Genomic DNA, 15,809 nt, shown 5'->3' with positions numbered 1-15,809 from the left:
TATATCTTTTAATAAGTAAAATTAATGAATAACTTTAGGTCGGTTGATAACAATTGATAACCAGCCGGTGATACGACCTAAACTCTCGGTGAAAGCTTCTTTTCTTTTAGAGGTTGTGACAACATTTGTCAATCGTATTAAAACTAACAAAATTGAAATACTATGCCACTTAAGTTGGTGTATAAATTTAGGTGAAGGATTTTTTGTTCTCCAAACGTACCAACCGTTAATCACAACCATTCTACCATAACAATATTGGTTCGGGCGACCAGAAGCATCGTGATGATGTGCTAATTTTGCTCTGGTATTGATATATAATTGTCCGAATTTAGAGACTCGTATTGAAAATTCTGCATCTTCGTATAAGCCATAACCTTCAAAATAGGTAGAAAATTGATGTTTCGCTAAAACTTCTCTTTTAAAGGAAGAAACTCCACCCATCACCTGCTCTACTTTATATATCTTATTTGAAGGAGGTAAAAAACTTACACTTCGTCCGTGAGAAAACATTGGCGAATATCCGGGTAACACATCAGAATCTAAACCTAACATTTTTCTTAATCTAAATCTTTTGTCTTCGATTCTATGATAACCATCAAAACTAAATTCATCTACCTTTTGGGTATAATCTGGTAGATTTTTTTCCCAGCTCACTTCGTTGGTAATAAAACCACCAACACCATATGCGTCAGGATGTATTTCGTAAGCAGCACAAATTTCAGCAAAATAAGTAGGTTCTAAAATAGTATCATCATCTAAAAAACAAACAATTTCTGAAGTGGCATTCACTTTTGAAATACCGAAATTCCTTTGTTTGGTTAAACCTCTTACCGTTTGATCTATCAAAAAGTACTCTAAATTTTTAAAATTGGTAGTTTCAAAATACAACTTAGTGTCCTCAGTTAACGACCCATCCACAATAATAATTTGATTCGGATATACCGTTTGATTAGCAATAGAATTCATGAGGTTTTCTATGGCCTTTCGTCGATTATAAGTACAAATTATTAAACTAAAATTCATTTTTAAAGGTATAAAATGCTTTGAAATAATTTACTCTTTGAAACATCCCTAGCATTAGTTTTCTGTTTTCTTGCTGAATGAAAAGTAACCTTTCTTCAGAATGAGTGTTATGAAACGTTACGATATCATTTACTAGATTTTTGGCATCTGTAAAAACAACATGATTTTTCCAATTTATGTATTCTTCTAAGGGCAATTTCATATCAGAATTAATAATTATTGGAATTCTTCCCATCATTAATGTTTCATACAAACGTACTGAAAAATTTCCAGCCCCACGAATGCAAACGGTATATAAATTAGTTTCTATATTTTTAAAAAACTCGAAAGTTGTATGCTGTTTTTCATCTTCCGTTTTTACGCCAGCTCGGTATAATTTTCTCAAAATAAAGTTAGTAGAAATCTGATCTGAATCTTGTAACTTTTTAAGAATTTGATATCTTTTAAAACTTGAGGGATAAAAAGATTGTGAATCTCCTAAACTAACATTAAAAAGTTTTAAAAAACTCAGTTTAATATGCAAAACAAACTCTTTAATCAGTTTAAAAATGCTTTTGTTAGCCTGACCCACAAAACCAATTTGCGGTGTAATACTTTTAGCAACTGGCTCCCATTGATGGGAAAAGAGGGTGGTATAAACATCCGTAACAAAAGAAGGCAAAATGGCTTCATTTTTGGTTAATTTGGATGCAAAGCCACCTAATCTAAAAACGGTCACATCTTTTCGGAATGTGATACCATAATCGCCAGCCGTATACACCCAAACTTTTTTGTTTTTGGCTAAAGCAGAATCAATAAACTGATGTAATGCTGCTTTTTTTTTGCTTTTATAATAATAATTTACAGCTACTGGTAAAATAACTACATCGCATGTTTCTATTGTTTCAACAAGTAGAAAATGGTCTAATGCTAAGGCAGATTTCGTAAAATGAACATCCAATAAAAGTGGAAATATAATTTTACGAAATTCTGGCTTTAAGTAATTAGTATCTGTATAAATTTTAATCATTAAAACGTTAATACCTCAAATAAATGGTGAATTTCTTGAGTTAAATCTACTTGATGATTTCCAACAAAGAATCCTTTTTTATCTAAATACTGTGCGTTTTTCATTTCTCCAAAAATTTCGTAATCGAAATGTTTTAACACTTCATTTTTAGTAAAATCGCCAGTAACAATAGGGCGGCAATCGATATGATTCGCTTCTAATTTCTTAACAATTTCTGCTCTATCTAAAGTAGATTCTGGTTTGATAATAAAACTAAATCCGAACCAGCTACTAGTATCGATATCTTTTTGAATGTAAAAATCTTTATGATTTTCAAATAAAGAGACAAATAATTCGGCATTCTTTCTTCGGTAATCTAAAAATGAAGGCAACTTTTTTAATTGTTCTACACCAATTACACCACTCATTTCAACTGGTCGCACATTATAACCTGGTAAAATAAATCGGAATGATTCTTCAAAAGCATTATCACTTTTATTAGAAACATGATTTTCTTTTGGCAAATGGCGTGTCCAACCATGAGCACGTAAACAAATCATTACATGATACATTTCTTCATCATCAGTAACAATTAAACCACCTTCCATAGTGGCCATGTGGTGCGAATAAAAAGTAGAAAATGTTCCTACTAAACCAAAAGTTCCGGCTTGTTTACCTTTAAATTCAGCGCCCATAGATTCGCAATTATCTTCCATTAAGATAATGTCTTTATCTCCAATGATTGCGTTAATCGCATCAAAATCATTAGGATTTCCTAACAAATTTACTGCTAAAATCATTTTTGTTTGCTCAGAAACCGCGTTCTTCAATTGCTCTAAATCGAAATTTAACGTGTGTAAATCTACATCTACAAATTTCAATTTTAAACCATATTGCGCCAAAGGATAATAGGTGGTAGACCAAGAAACCGCTGGTACAATTACCTCATCGCCTCTTTTAAGCTTTGGGTTTTTGGTAAAAAACATAGCGGCAACAGCAATTAAATTTGCTGAAGAACCAGAATTCACCATTACAGCGTATTTAGAGTTCACATAAGTGGCAAAATTTTCTTCAAACTGTTTCACGCCTTCACCCATGGTGTACATGTCTTTGGCAATTACTCCATTGATGGCTTCTATTTCTTTTTCGTCCCAAGTTGACGAGGCTAACGGATACTTAATCATGTAAAACTTCTTTTTTAAAATAGTCTAATGTCTTTTTTATTCCTTCTTGTAAGCTAGTTTGAGGTGCCCAACCGAATTGTTTCAATTTGCTATCATCAATCAGTTTTTGTTTCATTCCTATTGGTTTGGATAAATCATGAACAAATTTTCCAGTAAAACCTACAGCATCAGCAATAGCTTGATAATATTCATTAATAGTATAATCGAAACCTAATCCTACATTTATGTTTTGTGGTAGGGTATCGAAATGATCTAGCGCATAAAATACAAAATCGGCCAAATCGCCCGTATACATAAATTCTCTTCTTGCCAAACCATCGCCCCAAATATCAATTTCTGTAGCATTATTTTGTTGGGCTTCATATATTTTTTTAATTACCGCCGGAACCATATGAGAATGTTCTGGCGAAAATTTATCGTATTTCCCATATAAATTACAAGGAATAACGGTTTTATATTGTAAGGTTGGATTTTCTTTTACGATATATTCACACAAACGAGTCGCTACTACTTTTGCAATAGCATAGCCTTCATTTGTAGGTTCTAGTTCGCCTTTTAAAATCAATTCTTCTTGTAACGGATTTTGAGCTTCACGCGGATACATACAAGAACTTGCCATATTTAAGAAATACTTCACGCCATTTTCTTTAGCTGCCAGGATGATATTTCTTCCCATATCTAAATTGTAAACCAAAAAATCTACTGGACGCGCCATATTGGCCTGAATGCCACCAACTAAACCAGCCGCATGAATGATAATATCAGGCTTATTTTGTGCGACATAATGGGCAACAGAATCGAAATCTCGAAGGTTTAATTCGGAACTTGAGGGCGCAAAAATTTCATAATTGGCAGCTTTTGGGTGCTCCAAAATATTCTTACCAACCATTCCGTTTCCACCTGTAATAAGAATTCGCATTCGTTATTCGTATTTAGTTAATGAATCTCTATCTTTAAAACGAACTACGTATTTCAAATCGTGTTCCATCATGATACGAACTAACTCTTCAATAGAAGTTTTGCTCGGATTCCAACCCAATTGCGTTTTAGCTTTTGTAGGATCGCCTAATAAACTTTCCACTTCTGCTGGACGGTAATAATTCGGATCTACTTCAATAATAGTTCTTCCTGTTGCTTTGCAAACGCCAATTTCGTTTTCATGTTCACCTTTCCATTCTAATTCAATGCCCGCTTCACGGAAAGCCAATTCGCAAAAATAACGAACCGAATATTGTACACCTGTTCCAATTACATAATCTTCAGGTGTATCTTGTTGTAGCATCAACCACATACATTCTACATAATCTTTAGCATAACCCCAATCACGTAACGAATCTAAATTTCCTAAATACAATTTATCTTGAATACCATGTTTGATTCTTGAAGCAGATAAAGTAATTTTTCTAGTCACGAAAGTTTCTCCTCTACGTTCTGATTCGTGGTTGAATAAAATCCCGTTTACGGCATACATTCCGTATGACTCACGGTAATTTTTTGTAATCCAATACGCATATAATTTAGCCACTCCGTATGGAGAACGTGGATAAAAAGGCGTAGTTTCTTTTTGAGGAACTTCTTGTACTTTTCCGTATAATTCAGAGGTAGATGCTTGGTAAATACGAGTTTTCGTTTCTAATCCGCAAATTCTGATGGCTTCAAGTAAACGTAAAGTTCCAACTCCATCCGTTTCAGCAGTATATTCTGGCATATCAAATGAAACTTTAACATGAGATTGTGCTGCTAAATTGTAAATTTCGTCTGGACGAATTTCTTGAACCAAGCGAATTAAACTGGTAGAATCCGTCATATCGCCATAATGCAAGTTGATTTTTTTATCTTTATGTAAATCTTTTAAAAGTGATTCTATATATAAATGCTCAATACGTTCTGTATTAAAAGTCGAACTACGACGAATAATTCCGTGAACCTCGTATCCTTTTTCTAATAGTAATTCTGCTAAATACGAACCATCTTGCCCGTTAATACCTGTAATTAATGCTATTTTCATTATATTTTAACTTCTAGAATTGAAAGTCCAAATATAACATTATCTATGTAATTGGCATTACATATTTTCTAATTTATTTGCCCAAAATAAACTAGATTTCCAATGTGCTTGATTTTCTTTAATAGATTGAATTGGTTGTTTCCAATTTAAAGATTTCATAAAATAAACCATTTTGTAACCTTTTTGTTGTTCAGGGGTAGCGTATCGTAATAAATTTAAAAGTATAGTCGGACTAGGTTTGGGTTGAATAACAGCCTCAGACCATAAATATTTTGGAGGGGTTCTAAAACCTCCAATTGGCGCTTTAATATGTAAAATTTCAGGCTGTGGCAAATAAATGACATCGGTTCCTAAATGTTTTAATTTCATACCATAATCGGTGTCTTCTCCAAAACAAAACTCATATTTGGTATCAAAGTTAATTTTTGATGCGAATTCGGCTTTTACCATCGTACAACCCGAACCAAAAACTGCTGTTTGATGCGGAAGTAAGAAAGTGGCTTTTTGATTTTTTAACAAACAAGAAAAAAGAACCGCATTAGCTTCCAAACATTTAATTTTTTGAACCGCCTTTTTTAAAAAATCTGGTGCGATTCTAATATCATCATCGGAAAAGAAAACCCATTCTGAACTAATTTCTTGCAAGGCTAAATTGCGAGCATGACACGCTCCTGTTTGAGAAATAAATTGATGAATTATTTTGAACGGCCAAGTTTCATTGCTGAGATAACTTAATTCAGACTCAGCTGTTACATTAGGATTTTGCTCTACAATAATGACACTATTAGGAAGTACTTCTTGCTGTTTTAAATCGACAAGAAAATCTTTCAAATAAGAGGCTCTTCCGATTGTTGGAATCACAACATCTATAGAACAATTGGAAATTGTTACATTTTTTTCAAAAACTTCAGAAATAAAATCCTCTTTTATAATGGGTTTTCTTTTATAAAAAAGCGCCTGTAAAAAAGGAAGTAAAAGTATTTTTCTTTCAAACAAGAATACAGAAAAGAACAACAAAAAAAACCATTTTAAGTTATAATGCTGTTTTACAAATTTAAACAGTTCTTTATCCGTTGAAGAAGCGGAAGTGTTAAGAGCCAAATTATTTAATAATTGAGGTTCGGAATAACACAACACCCCATTCATAAACGTTCGATTGGCAATAGCATTTAAAAAATAATTAAAATTGGTAGTATCGGTATCGTGTTTTTCTATTTTAAGTAATAAATCGGAGGAGATGATTCCTACACTTTCATGCATCTGCCAAGTTTGAAACCTTACTTTTTTATTCACCTTCAAAATCGAATTCTGATCAATATACCCTAATTTAGAATTAAGGTAATTATTCAGATAAGGATTATAAGATAAAATAGTAGGATTTGATAGAGATAGTGCTGCGATAAAATTGTAATTTAAATCAGGCTCAAAATCTATATGACACCAAACAATGTGTTCCTTTTTGTGTTTTTTTGCAAGTAAGAATAAAGCATTGACCACTTCCATTTTTTCAAAGGAAATTTCAAGATAATTTTGAGTTACCTTCACTACTTTATTATTTTTATGAAAAACAAAAATCATACTTATTCTATAATTGTGAAAGGTTTATTACCAATAATTGCGGCATATTTTGAAAAACCACTACTATACATTTGATCTATTTTCAGTAAAAAAACTTGTTCGCTTTTAGAAATGAAATAAAAATCGGTAAACGTTTTTAAATGTTCTTCAAAACTAGAAAAAGTACTTTTTACATCAACATGTTTTGGAGTACCAGAAAGGGTATTGAAATTTGTGGTTGCTTTTATGGCATCTAAAAAAACAAGACTATCAGACAAAACATAAATGGGAAGATTGGAATGTTGTTGCTGAATATTGTTTATTTTTTCAATTATTTTTTGAACTAAATTTTCTTTTTCTGATGCATTCAAAATTACTGAAGTAGTATCAGCAAAATCGCCCATTAAACTAGTAAATCGAGTATGACAAACTATATTTTTTTCTTGCGGCAATTTAAAAATCGCTTCTTTTAAAATGGGTGATTCTGTAAACAATTGGTTATAATTGGTGCGCCAAGTTTCCTGAATGGTAGCATCAGAAAAATCCTGATGCATGTTTTTTAAATAATCGATATTACAGTAAATAAAATATTTTTTATTTTTTTTGGCATCAATTAAGGCTAACGGATTAACACTAAAGTTATTCATCAAATATAAAACCTCATCTTGAAATGGGTTAAACTGTAGTGTTTCTAACTTCCAATTTACGGCATTGGGTTGCAAAAAATCGGAGAGTTGAAACGGATGATTAAAATAGATTTTAAAATCGATTTGTTTAATTTTAGCTACTTCATAGAAAGAAATCACACCTTTCAATCGATCTAGCAAACCGCCATGAGAAACTGATCCATCAAAACAAACTATAATTGTGGTTTGTTCAGATCGACTAACGCTAAAAGATTGTAAAAGTTGCCAATAAATTTTTAGAAAACTTATAAAACGACTCAAAAAGATTTTAATTTTTTTCACTTTCTAGTATGCTTGAATAAAACGAAATATTTTCCCTAACTTTTTTATCAATATCAAAAACAGCCGCTACTCTTTTATTGGCAAGTTGACCCATTTTTGAACACAAAGCACGATCCGAAAAAAGTGTTACAATTTTTTCTGCAAATAAAGTATGATCGCTCGGATGAACCAAAAAACCACTTTCTCCATCTATTAGCAATTCATTCGCCCAACCAATATTACTATTTACAACAGGTTTTTGTAAAGCCATGGCTTCAATTGTAACCATTCCTAAGGTTTCAGCATAAGTGGGAAACAAACAAACATGTGCTTTTTTTATATAGTTTTGAACTTCTTCATAGGGTTTCTTTCCTAAAAATGTAACAAAAGGAAGCGCTTCTTTAGCAAATAACTTTTCAACTAACGACCAAGTCGATTGCGAACCTGTTTGAATATCTGGAGCATCATTCCCAATTATAATTAATTTGGCTTTTGGAAATTGTTTTCTCACTTCATTAAAAATAGTGGGCAATTCAAATACCCCTTTTTTCCTTATGACAGTTCCTAAATACAATAGGGTTTCGGTTTCAAATTGTTCGGGAGTAGTATTTACGAAGTTACTTAAAGTTAAACCATAATGAATTGTAGTTACTTTTTCAGCAGGAATGGAAAACAATTTCGCAGATACTTCTCCAGCAAATTGTGTTGGAGCGATAAAAGCAGTTGCGTTTTGGACCGCTAATTTTTCAAACCAAAAATTTTTGCGTTTTTGTGGTCTTTGCTCTAAATGACAAAAGTACGTATCACTTCCATGAAAACGAATGACTAGTGGAATTTTAAACTTCATAAACGCGGTAATTCCTGTCCAATCTGCTGCTTCTAAAAGATCTATTTTTTGGGTTTCAACTACTTTGTTAATATACTTTTGTATGTATTTTCTATAAAAAAACCATTTGGCAAAACGATAGTTCTGATTCGGAATAAAATGAAAAGTAACCCCATTCTCTTTAAAAAACTCAGCATTTTGTTGTCCATAAACAAAAACAGTAACCTCAATACGTTGCGATACCAAAGCCGCTACCAAATTTTTGATACTCGTTCCTAAACCACCCGAATTTTTAATTTTCGGATGCGGATATTCTGGGGTAATGAAAGCAATGTGCATCAATTAAAAAATGTTTTGAGAATATGATTGGTATAAATTATAGCACCTTCATTGTTTAAATGCCCACAAGAAGCGAAATAAGCATCATCTGTAACTACATTTTCAAAGTTATGAATTTCTGGATATTGCTGTTGTACTTTATCAAAATAATTTAATCCTTTGGTATTTTCACACATTGGCGTCATTACTACGATAAGATTAATTTTATGTTCTTTACAAATTTGTTTGATTTCTTCATAGTATTTATTTCGAATCACTTTTAATGACGAGATATCGTTTTTCATGTTCCCTTTTTTATTCGAAATCAACGGATAATAGCCTTTGTTATGTAAGGTATTCGTAGTTTTTTTTGAGGTTACATCTGCTACTTCTCTGAAACCTATTTTAGCAGTAAACTTCACATATCTGTAAAAAGGCAAATAATAAATCGAATTAAAATCGGCTTCATCCTTATAATGTTCTTTAATAATAGCATTCTGATGGATGTAAGGCATGAAACGAGCGGTTGTTCCTTCATCGCGCTTTTCATTACAAATACTTAAATCGGCTTCTAAAATTATATTTTTTATATCGTACTGATTCGCAACCATTAATTTTAAAAGCAAAGAGGTTTCAAGTAAATGCGAACCACTAATGCCAAAATTAAACGCTTTCAATCCTTTTTTTTCAAATAATGAAGTCACAAAATGATTATTAGCACGAGAAGTTCCCATAATTACAACGTCGAATTTTTTATTTTTCGAATGAATAATATGTTCTACTTTGTTACGAGTAGAAGAACTAGAAAGAATAGTAGTGTAAATGACATCTAAGAGTACAGAACCTAGTAAGAGCACCAATAGAAACCATAAAAATTGCTTAAAAAAACGTTTCATTTATAAATTTAGTTTTTCAATTAGTAGTGTGGTAAAAGCTACAGCACCAGTATGATTTAAGTGATTATTATTTTGAAAATAAGCATCGTTTTGTAATTCGTTTGAAAAATTTTTCAGGTTAGGAATTTTTGTTTCTAATTTTTGAATGTAATTTGAACTTTGATTTACAAATCGGAAGGGAGCAGTAAAAAAAACAACTGATTTACGATGTGTGGTAGCATAAGAAACAATTTCATTATAAAATTTATTTGTTGAAGCTACTTTTTTTGGCAACATAAATTTTCCATTTACAAAATTACCGCTTAATGGTGCATAACCTAGTTGATCAAATGCAGCAGATTTTTTTTTGATCGTTTTAGAAACCACTTCACGTATTCCGTTTTTTTGTGAAGTACGACAATATCTGTAAAATGGCAGGTATTTATTACACCAAAAATTTTCAGGATCGTGAAACAAACACTGTTTCGAAATGGCTTCATTCTCATGAATAAAAGGCAAAATTTCGTAACTCAAGATATTAGAACTCCCACCTTCCATGTTAAAGATATAATCTATTTGAATGAATACTTTTTTGTAGGAAATGTGATACGCGTCTAACAATTGCAAAATCAGATAAACATCAGATAATTTGGAAGCTTGAAATCCTAAATTAACCGATGATTTCCCAGTTTTATTTTTAATTATTTCAGGTGAAATGCCGTTTTCAACTCTAGAAGAACCTAAAAACACATAATCGAAACGTTGATTTTTTAACGCTTTAAAATGTTGAAATTTTGTTTTTGGCACAAAACTAGTGTGAATTTGGGTATAAATGAAGTCGAAACAATAGCTGCAAAGCACAACCATAACTACTAACTTTAGTATATATGTAGCTAAATTTCGCATCAATTAAAACTGAAAATAAATAAATTCTTTATAATCTGAAAATACACCTAAAGCTAAAATAGCCATGATACAAAGTAACAATTTGATGTTTTCGTATTTTCCTGAAATAGGTTCTGTTTTGTATTTATGAAACCATTCAAACAACACAAAAACGCCAATTAGCAAAAGTAATTCTGGTGCATATCGTTCGTTATTTAAGTATTGAATGTCAAAATTTAAATTGGTAAACATATTTTTTAGGTACAACAACGCGTCAGAAATAGATTTTGCTCTGAAAAAAATCCAAGCAAATGTCGTGATAGTAAAAGTGAATAAAATATTCAAAATAGTTTGCATTCCTTGAGCATTCCATTTGAAAGCAATATCTTCTAAATTACTTCTGTTTTTATTTAATAACAGCAACGGTAAAAAATAAATAGCATTGATTAATCCCCAGGCAATGAAAGTCCAATTGGCGCCATGCCAAAAACCGCTGACTAAAAAAATGATAAAAGTATTACGTACTTGCATCCATTTCCCACCTTTACTTCCGCCTAATGGAATGTACAAATAATCTCTAAACCAAGACGATAAGGAAATGTGCCAACGGCGCCAAAATTCGGCAATATCTCTTGAAAAATAAGGAAAATTGAAGTTCTTTAATAAATCTATTCCAAATAATTTTGAGGTTCCCAATGCGATATCGGAATACCCTGAAAAATCACCATAAATTTGAAAAGCAAAGTAAATGGCTCCTAAAACTAAAGACAAAGAATTCATTTGCTCCGTATGATTGAAGACTTCATTAGCATACATAGCACAAGAATCGGCAATCACCACTTTTTTTACTAATCCCCAAATAATTTGATGAATGCCTTCTTTCGCTTTTTCGAAGTTAAATTCTCGTTTCACTTTTACTTGTGGTAGTAAATGTGTGGCACGTTCAATAGGTCCGGCTACTAGTAAAGGAAAATAACTAACAAAAAGGGAATAATCGATAAAGTTAGTTTCTGCCTTAATGCGTTTGTAGTAAATATCAATAACGTAAGACAAACCGTGAAAGGTATAAAAAGAAATTCCGACAGGTAAAATTACTTCTATCAAAGTTGGATGGACTTTAAACCCAAATCCGGTTAATAATTCGGTGAAAGAAGTCGCGAAAAAATTATAATATTTAAAAACGCCTAAAAAACCTAAATTGATGCTAATACTTAACCAAAACCAAAATTTCCTTTTAGAGGCAGTTTCGTTTTTCTCAATCATAATTCCCGTGAAATAATCTAAAAATGTAGAAAACACGAGTAAAAACAAGAAGTGCCAATCCCAACAAGCATAAAAATAATAGCTAGCTACGATTAAAAGACTATTTTGCCATGATTTGTTTTTATTAAAAACGAACCAATACAAAATAAAAACAATTGGAAGAAAAGCCGCGAAATGTAGTGAGTTAAAAAACATAGTTTATTTTACAATTTTTTTGATTTCCTTCCAAATACTTTCAGAAGCTTGAGTTGGATTTTTACCTACAATAGTTTCAAACCAAAGTTGTCCTTCTGGAACATTGGATAGCTTTCCATCAATGATATCTTGAACGGTTTGAGTCAATTCTAACTTATTAAAAGACCACAAAGCTGCGTTCTTGCTAGGCATAGATCGGAAATGGATATAATGATAATTTTGTCCGATATCGCGAATTCCTTTTTTAAGTTGCGGTTGTTCGTAATCGAAAAACAAACATGATTTTTGGTGAGCCACAAAATCGAAAACCATGGAAGATGCTACATTGGCAACAAACTCAGTATGTTCGCAAATGTTGGCTTGCAGCGCAAAATCTTCTTTAGAAGGCATAATTTCATTCCAACTGGTTCCAACTGGTCGCCATAATGGGTCAATATTTACAATGACATCGCTATATTTTTCTAAAATTGGCTGATATCTTTCGGTAAAATCTACAGGACATTTTCTATAAATTATCCCTAAATTATACCCTTTTTTATTTAATTCTCTTACGGAAAGGGCTAAATCTTCTACATAAAACTGATCTAACGGCGAGGTAACAATATCATCACCTGAATAGCAAATGTACTTTTTATTGATGTCTAAATTATGTTGTGCAAAAAAGGCTTCTTTCGTTAAAAGCAAACTTGTATCGAAGTGACTTTCAAATTGTGGCGTTCCTGTAACCAAAATCTTATCTGCTGGTACATACGGACAATACATTAAAACTTCTTTTTTCATGTGTTCGCTCCACACAAAGTAATAATCGGTTTCTACTAAAGTGGTGGCTTTTGGTAAATTGTCCCAAGAAAAAATAAATGTTGCAGTTGGAATTCCTAAATCTTGAGCAGCCAAAATTGGAGCAATAGCTTGACTAGGACGTTGATTGGTACAAAAAATAAAATCGGGTTTTTCTTGTGCCAGTTGTGTTTTACTATAGGCATATTTTGGACTCTTTCGTTCTAATTTTTTTATTTGTTTACGAATGAAAGACACACCTTTTGCATGCGAACAAGTAGCAACTAAAACGTCAACCATACAACTTTTAACAGCCTCTTTTAGCGAGCCATACGATTGCGGAAAGTTGTAGGTATTATATACTTTTTCGTTGAATTTTTTATCGAACCAATTTAATTCGGCTCTTTTACGAGCTCTTGTAAAAATTGTGGTTAACGGATTATTTTTGTTGTTTTCGAGTTTAATTTCTTTAAAACCGATTTCTTTTTCAATAGAAAAGGGTGTATTGTTCCAATACGTAATATCGAAATTATTGGCTTCTCCAATTTGTTTAAAATTAGTTAGAGCAAAGTTTCTAAGACCAACACCATCGGGTAAAAATATGAATATTTTTTTCTTCATTTGTATGTATTAAATGCCTGCAAATATAGTATTTATTATTTTCCTTTTCAAAGCCAAAAAAGTTTGAAAAAACTAATCTCAAACCCAAAACCCAAAACCCACAACATAAAAAATCCCTCGTAAAAGGGATTTTTCTATACAATTTAAACTTTTTGATTTTTAAGCTTATCTCTTTGAACTTGTTCAATGGGTAAGATATCTTGACTTTTAAAAGTTAGAGCTTTATGTACGGCACGAACATCTCTACATAATTTACGTAAACCTTCTGGTTCTAAAGAAGCGGCATGATCTGTACCTTTCCAAGTTCTGTCGATAGTATAATGTCTTTCAATAATATTTGCACCTAGGGTAAAAGCCGCTATGTCGACAGCAATTCCTAAATGATGACCTGAAAATCCGATATGTTTTACTTTATCGCTATATTTTTCAATTAATAAATTGATATCTAACAAGCAAACATCTTCAAAAGGAACGGGGTAACCAGAAGTACAATTATAAAGAACTAAATCTTTATTTCTTCCTTTTTCAGTAAAGAAAGTTACTAGTTCGTCTGTTTCATTTTTGGTAGTCATACCAGTGGAAATATGAATTTCGCCTTTGTAATTTTCGCACAACCAAGTTAGCATGTCGAAATTATTATTACAAGCAGATGGAATTTTAATAAATTCTGGGTTTAAAGAAGTAATCTCTTTAGCAGAAGTGGTATCCCAAACTGAAGTAGAATAGGTAATTCCGATTTCTTCACAATACGCTTTTAATTCGGCATGTTGATGCACGTCAAATTCTAAAAATTCTCTGTGTGCACCATACGTTTCACCATAAGAATTAGAAGGATTCGGATGTGGCGCATTATATTGTGCTTCAGTTAATAATTCGATATTATTCCTTTTCTGAAATTTTACAGCATCTGCATTAGAAAAAATTTTGGCAATTTTAATTAATTCTTTAGCAATATTCATGTCGCCTTTGTGGTTACAACCAATTTCGGCAATTACATAAGGTTTTTTGTAGGTGTTCATTTTCATTTTATTAGAAAGGCAAAAGTAGGAAAAATTTATTTAATTTTAGTGGTGCTGTTGATTATGAAATAATTAAAATAAAAATATTTTCGAGTAGGTTTCAACTTTAATTCACATACTTATAAACAGTAGAATTATTTAACGTTTACATACCTAGAATTATATTTCATAAGCCATTCGCAAACTTCTCTTATGGCGCCATTGGCAGAATTATTATTTAAAACGACATCTACATTATGTTTTACAACAGTTGTGGCATTATTAGGAGCAAACGACCAACCCACAGTACATAAACCGGCCAAATCATTTACATCATCACCCACATAGGCCAAATGAGACCAAGTTGTTTTTTGTTCGTTAATGAAGTTTTGAAGAAAAGAAAATTTATCCTTAACCCCCAAAAAGGCATGTTTAATTTGTAATTTCTGCATACGTTTGGCTACCAATTCGGAATTTTCAGAAGTAATAACAACGACTTCAACGCTATGCTGACGTAAAATTTCTAAGCCCATTCCGTCTCGCATATCAAATTTTTTCATCAACTCGCCTTCTGAGCCGTAATACACGCAACCGTCGGTAAAAACACCATCTACATCTAAAACTAAATACTTAATTGGCTCTTGTTTTTTTTGCTGTTTTTGTCTGTTGGCTAATAAATTTTCAATGATTGTCCAATCGGAAAGCGAATCTATTTCGTGTAAGGTTTCTTCGGGCATTTCTATTAAACCAATTTTACCACTAACTCTGTTTTTAGATGATACAAATGCTTCTTTTGTAGTCAGATATATGGCTCCATTTTCCATTAACAACCCATTAAAATCCTGACGACGTGGCCTGTTGAATACATCATAATTTTGTGGTGTGCCATCTTCATTCCAAGTAAAACGATGTGTTTTTACTACAGATAAAACAGAAACCGTATCAGAAACATACATCTTTGCAATTGCTTCATTGATGTTGGCAGTAGTTGTCATAGGAGAAGTGGCTTGTAGCAAGCAAAGCATGTCAAAATCGTAGTTTATCTTTTCAGCAAATTCTAGCATTGTGCTTTCTGTTGAAGCCGTATCATTGGCGTTTTCAGCTGCACGAAGTAAGCCTTTTACTTTGGGCGACCATGCGTATTCCTTTTCTATAAAAGCTAGTATTTCGGCATCATCTGTAAAAACATAAACGGCATCTAAATCAGAAAAAATGGCTGCTCCTAAAACCCATGAAAACAAAGGACGTCCTAGCATTTTCTTTTTATTTTTTCCCGGAATTCCTTTGGAACCTTTTCTTAACGGTATAATGGCTACTTTTTTCATAATTCGTGTAATAAATGTA

Annotated in this window: 14 protein-coding genes; all 14 read right to left on the bottom strand. The window is 32.1% G+C overall.

What is annotated here, in order from left to right:
• Positions 1-21: 21 nt before the first annotated feature.
• The 14 genes from G4D72_RS03340 to G4D72_RS03275 all read right to left on the bottom strand — a co-directional run bounded on the left by G4D72_RS03340 (position 22) and on the right by G4D72_RS03275 (position 15,790).
• On the bottom strand, positions 22-1,023 hold the full coding sequence (locus G4D72_RS03340; protein WP_166076196.1) for a glycosyltransferase family 2 protein: 1,002 nt from the start codon (positions 1,021-1,023) through the stop codon (positions 22-24).
• The gene (locus tag G4D72_RS03335) at positions 1,013-2,032 is read right to left on the bottom strand and encodes an exostosin domain-containing protein (RefSeq protein WP_166076195.1); all 1,020 of its coding nucleotides are present in this window, start codon (positions 2,030-2,032) and stop codon (positions 1,013-1,015) included. Before G4D72_RS03335 ends, G4D72_RS03340 begins: the two co-directional genes overlap by 11 nt.
• Positions 2,032-3,195 (bottom strand): DegT/DnrJ/EryC1/StrS family aminotransferase, encoded by a 1,164-nt coding sequence (locus G4D72_RS03330; RefSeq protein ID WP_166076194.1) that lies wholly within the window; start codon positions 3,193-3,195, stop codon positions 2,032-2,034. Before G4D72_RS03330 ends, G4D72_RS03335 begins: the two co-directional genes overlap by 1 nt.
• Entirely contained in the window at positions 3,188-4,114 is a 927-nt protein-coding gene (locus tag G4D72_RS03325) for a GDP-L-fucose synthase family protein (protein ID WP_166076193.1), read from the bottom strand. Before G4D72_RS03325 ends, G4D72_RS03330 begins: the two co-directional genes overlap by 8 nt.
• Before the next feature lie 3 nt (positions 4,115-4,117).
• A complete protein-coding gene (gene gmd / locus G4D72_RS03320) occupies positions 4,118-5,203 on the bottom strand; it encodes a GDP-mannose 4,6-dehydratase (protein WP_207784851.1) in 1,086 nt (361 codons plus the stop codon).
• 57 nt (positions 5,204-5,260) lie between these two features.
• Positions 5,261-6,781: a glycosyltransferase family 2 protein gene (locus tag G4D72_RS03315; protein WP_166076192.1), complete on the bottom strand. Its 1,521-nt coding sequence runs from the start codon at positions 6,779-6,781 to the stop codon at positions 5,261-5,263.
• Positions 6,782-6,783: 2 nt separating this feature from the next.
• On the bottom strand, positions 6,784-7,707 hold the full coding sequence (locus G4D72_RS03310) for a hypothetical protein (RefSeq protein WP_166076191.1): 924 nt from the start codon (positions 7,705-7,707) through the stop codon (positions 6,784-6,786).
• Positions 7,708-7,714: 7 nt separating this feature from the next.
• Positions 7,715-8,872: a glycosyltransferase family 4 protein gene (locus G4D72_RS03305; RefSeq protein ID WP_166076736.1), complete on the bottom strand. Its 1,158-nt coding sequence runs from the start codon at positions 8,870-8,872 to the stop codon at positions 7,715-7,717.
• Positions 8,872-9,747 (bottom strand): hypothetical protein, encoded by an 876-nt coding sequence (locus G4D72_RS03300; RefSeq protein WP_166076190.1) that lies wholly within the window; start codon positions 9,745-9,747, stop codon positions 8,872-8,874. The genes G4D72_RS03305 and G4D72_RS03300 overlap by 1 nt, the downstream gene beginning before the upstream one ends.
• The gene (locus G4D72_RS03295) at positions 9,748-10,533 is read right to left on the bottom strand and encodes a hypothetical protein (RefSeq protein ID WP_166076189.1); all 786 of its coding nucleotides are present in this window, start codon (positions 10,531-10,533) and stop codon (positions 9,748-9,750) included.
• Between the two features lie 102 nt (positions 10,534-10,635).
• A complete protein-coding gene (locus G4D72_RS03290; RefSeq protein ID WP_166076188.1) occupies positions 10,636-12,069 on the bottom strand; it encodes an MBOAT family O-acyltransferase in 1,434 nt (477 codons plus the stop codon).
• 3 nt (positions 12,070-12,072) lie between these two features.
• Complete coding sequence (locus G4D72_RS03285) at positions 12,073-13,467, bottom strand: glycosyltransferase family protein (RefSeq protein WP_166076187.1); 1,395 nt, start codon at positions 13,465-13,467, stop codon at positions 12,073-12,075.
• Between the two features lie 143 nt (positions 13,468-13,610).
• Complete coding sequence (locus G4D72_RS03280) at positions 13,611-14,486, bottom strand: N-acetylneuraminate synthase family protein (protein ID WP_166076186.1); 876 nt, start codon at positions 14,484-14,486, stop codon at positions 13,611-13,613.
• A gap of 134 nt (positions 14,487-14,620) precedes the next feature.
• The gene (locus G4D72_RS03275) at positions 14,621-15,790 is read right to left on the bottom strand and encodes an acylneuraminate cytidylyltransferase (RefSeq protein ID WP_166076185.1); all 1,170 of its coding nucleotides are present in this window, start codon (positions 15,788-15,790) and stop codon (positions 14,621-14,623) included.
• Positions 15,791-15,809 lie beyond the last annotated feature (19 nt).

It is taken from the genome of Flavobacterium difficile (assembly GCF_011392115.1).
In the GTDB taxonomy this organism is placed as follows: domain Bacteria; phylum Bacteroidota; class Bacteroidia; order Flavobacteriales; family Flavobacteriaceae; genus Flavobacterium; species Flavobacterium difficile.
Note: the sequence above shows the minus strand (reverse complement) of the source record. Positions and strands in the feature narration are given on the sequence as shown.

Excerpts from the sequence above, each read along its gene's own strand:
- gmd (WP_207784851.1), bottom strand. The coding sequence starts at position 5,203 with ATGAAAATAGCATTAATTACAGGTATTAACGGGCAAGATGGTTCGTAT.
- G4D72_RS03285 (WP_166076187.1), bottom strand. The coding sequence starts at position 13,467 with ATGAAGAAAAAAATATTCATATTTTTACCCGATGGTGTTGGTCTTAGA.
- G4D72_RS03300 (WP_166076190.1), bottom strand. The coding sequence starts at position 9,747 with ATGAAACGTTTTTTTAAGCAATTTTTATGGTTTCTATTGGTGCTCTTA.
- G4D72_RS03335 (WP_166076195.1), bottom strand. The coding sequence starts at position 2,032 with ATGATTAAAATTTATACAGATACTAATTACTTAAAGCCAGAATTTCGT.
- G4D72_RS03340 (WP_166076196.1), bottom strand. The coding sequence starts at position 1,023 with ATGAATTTTAGTTTAATAATTTGTACTTATAATCGACGAAAGGCCATA.
- G4D72_RS03290 (WP_166076188.1), bottom strand. The coding sequence starts at position 12,069 with ATGTTTTTTAACTCACTACATTTCGCGGCTTTTCTTCCAATTGTTTTT.
- G4D72_RS03305 (WP_166076736.1), bottom strand. The coding sequence starts at position 8,872 with ATGCACATTGCTTTCATTACCCCAGAATATCCGCATCCGAAAATTAAA.
- G4D72_RS03280 (WP_166076186.1), bottom strand. The coding sequence starts at position 14,486 with ATGAACACCTACAAAAAACCTTATGTAATTGCCGAAATTGGTTGTAAC.
- G4D72_RS03275 (WP_166076185.1), bottom strand. The coding sequence starts at position 15,790 with ATGAAAAAAGTAGCCATTATACCGTTAAGAAAAGGTTCCAAAGGAATT.
- G4D72_RS03315 (WP_166076192.1), bottom strand. The coding sequence starts at position 6,781 with ATGATTTTTGTTTTTCATAAAAATAATAAAGTAGTGAAGGTAACTCAA.
- G4D72_RS03330 (WP_166076194.1), bottom strand. The coding sequence starts at position 3,195 with ATGATTAAGTATCCGTTAGCCTCGTCAACTTGGGACGAAAAAGAAATA.
- G4D72_RS03325 (WP_166076193.1), bottom strand. The coding sequence starts at position 4,114 with ATGCGAATTCTTATTACAGGTGGAAACGGAATGGTTGGTAAGAATATT.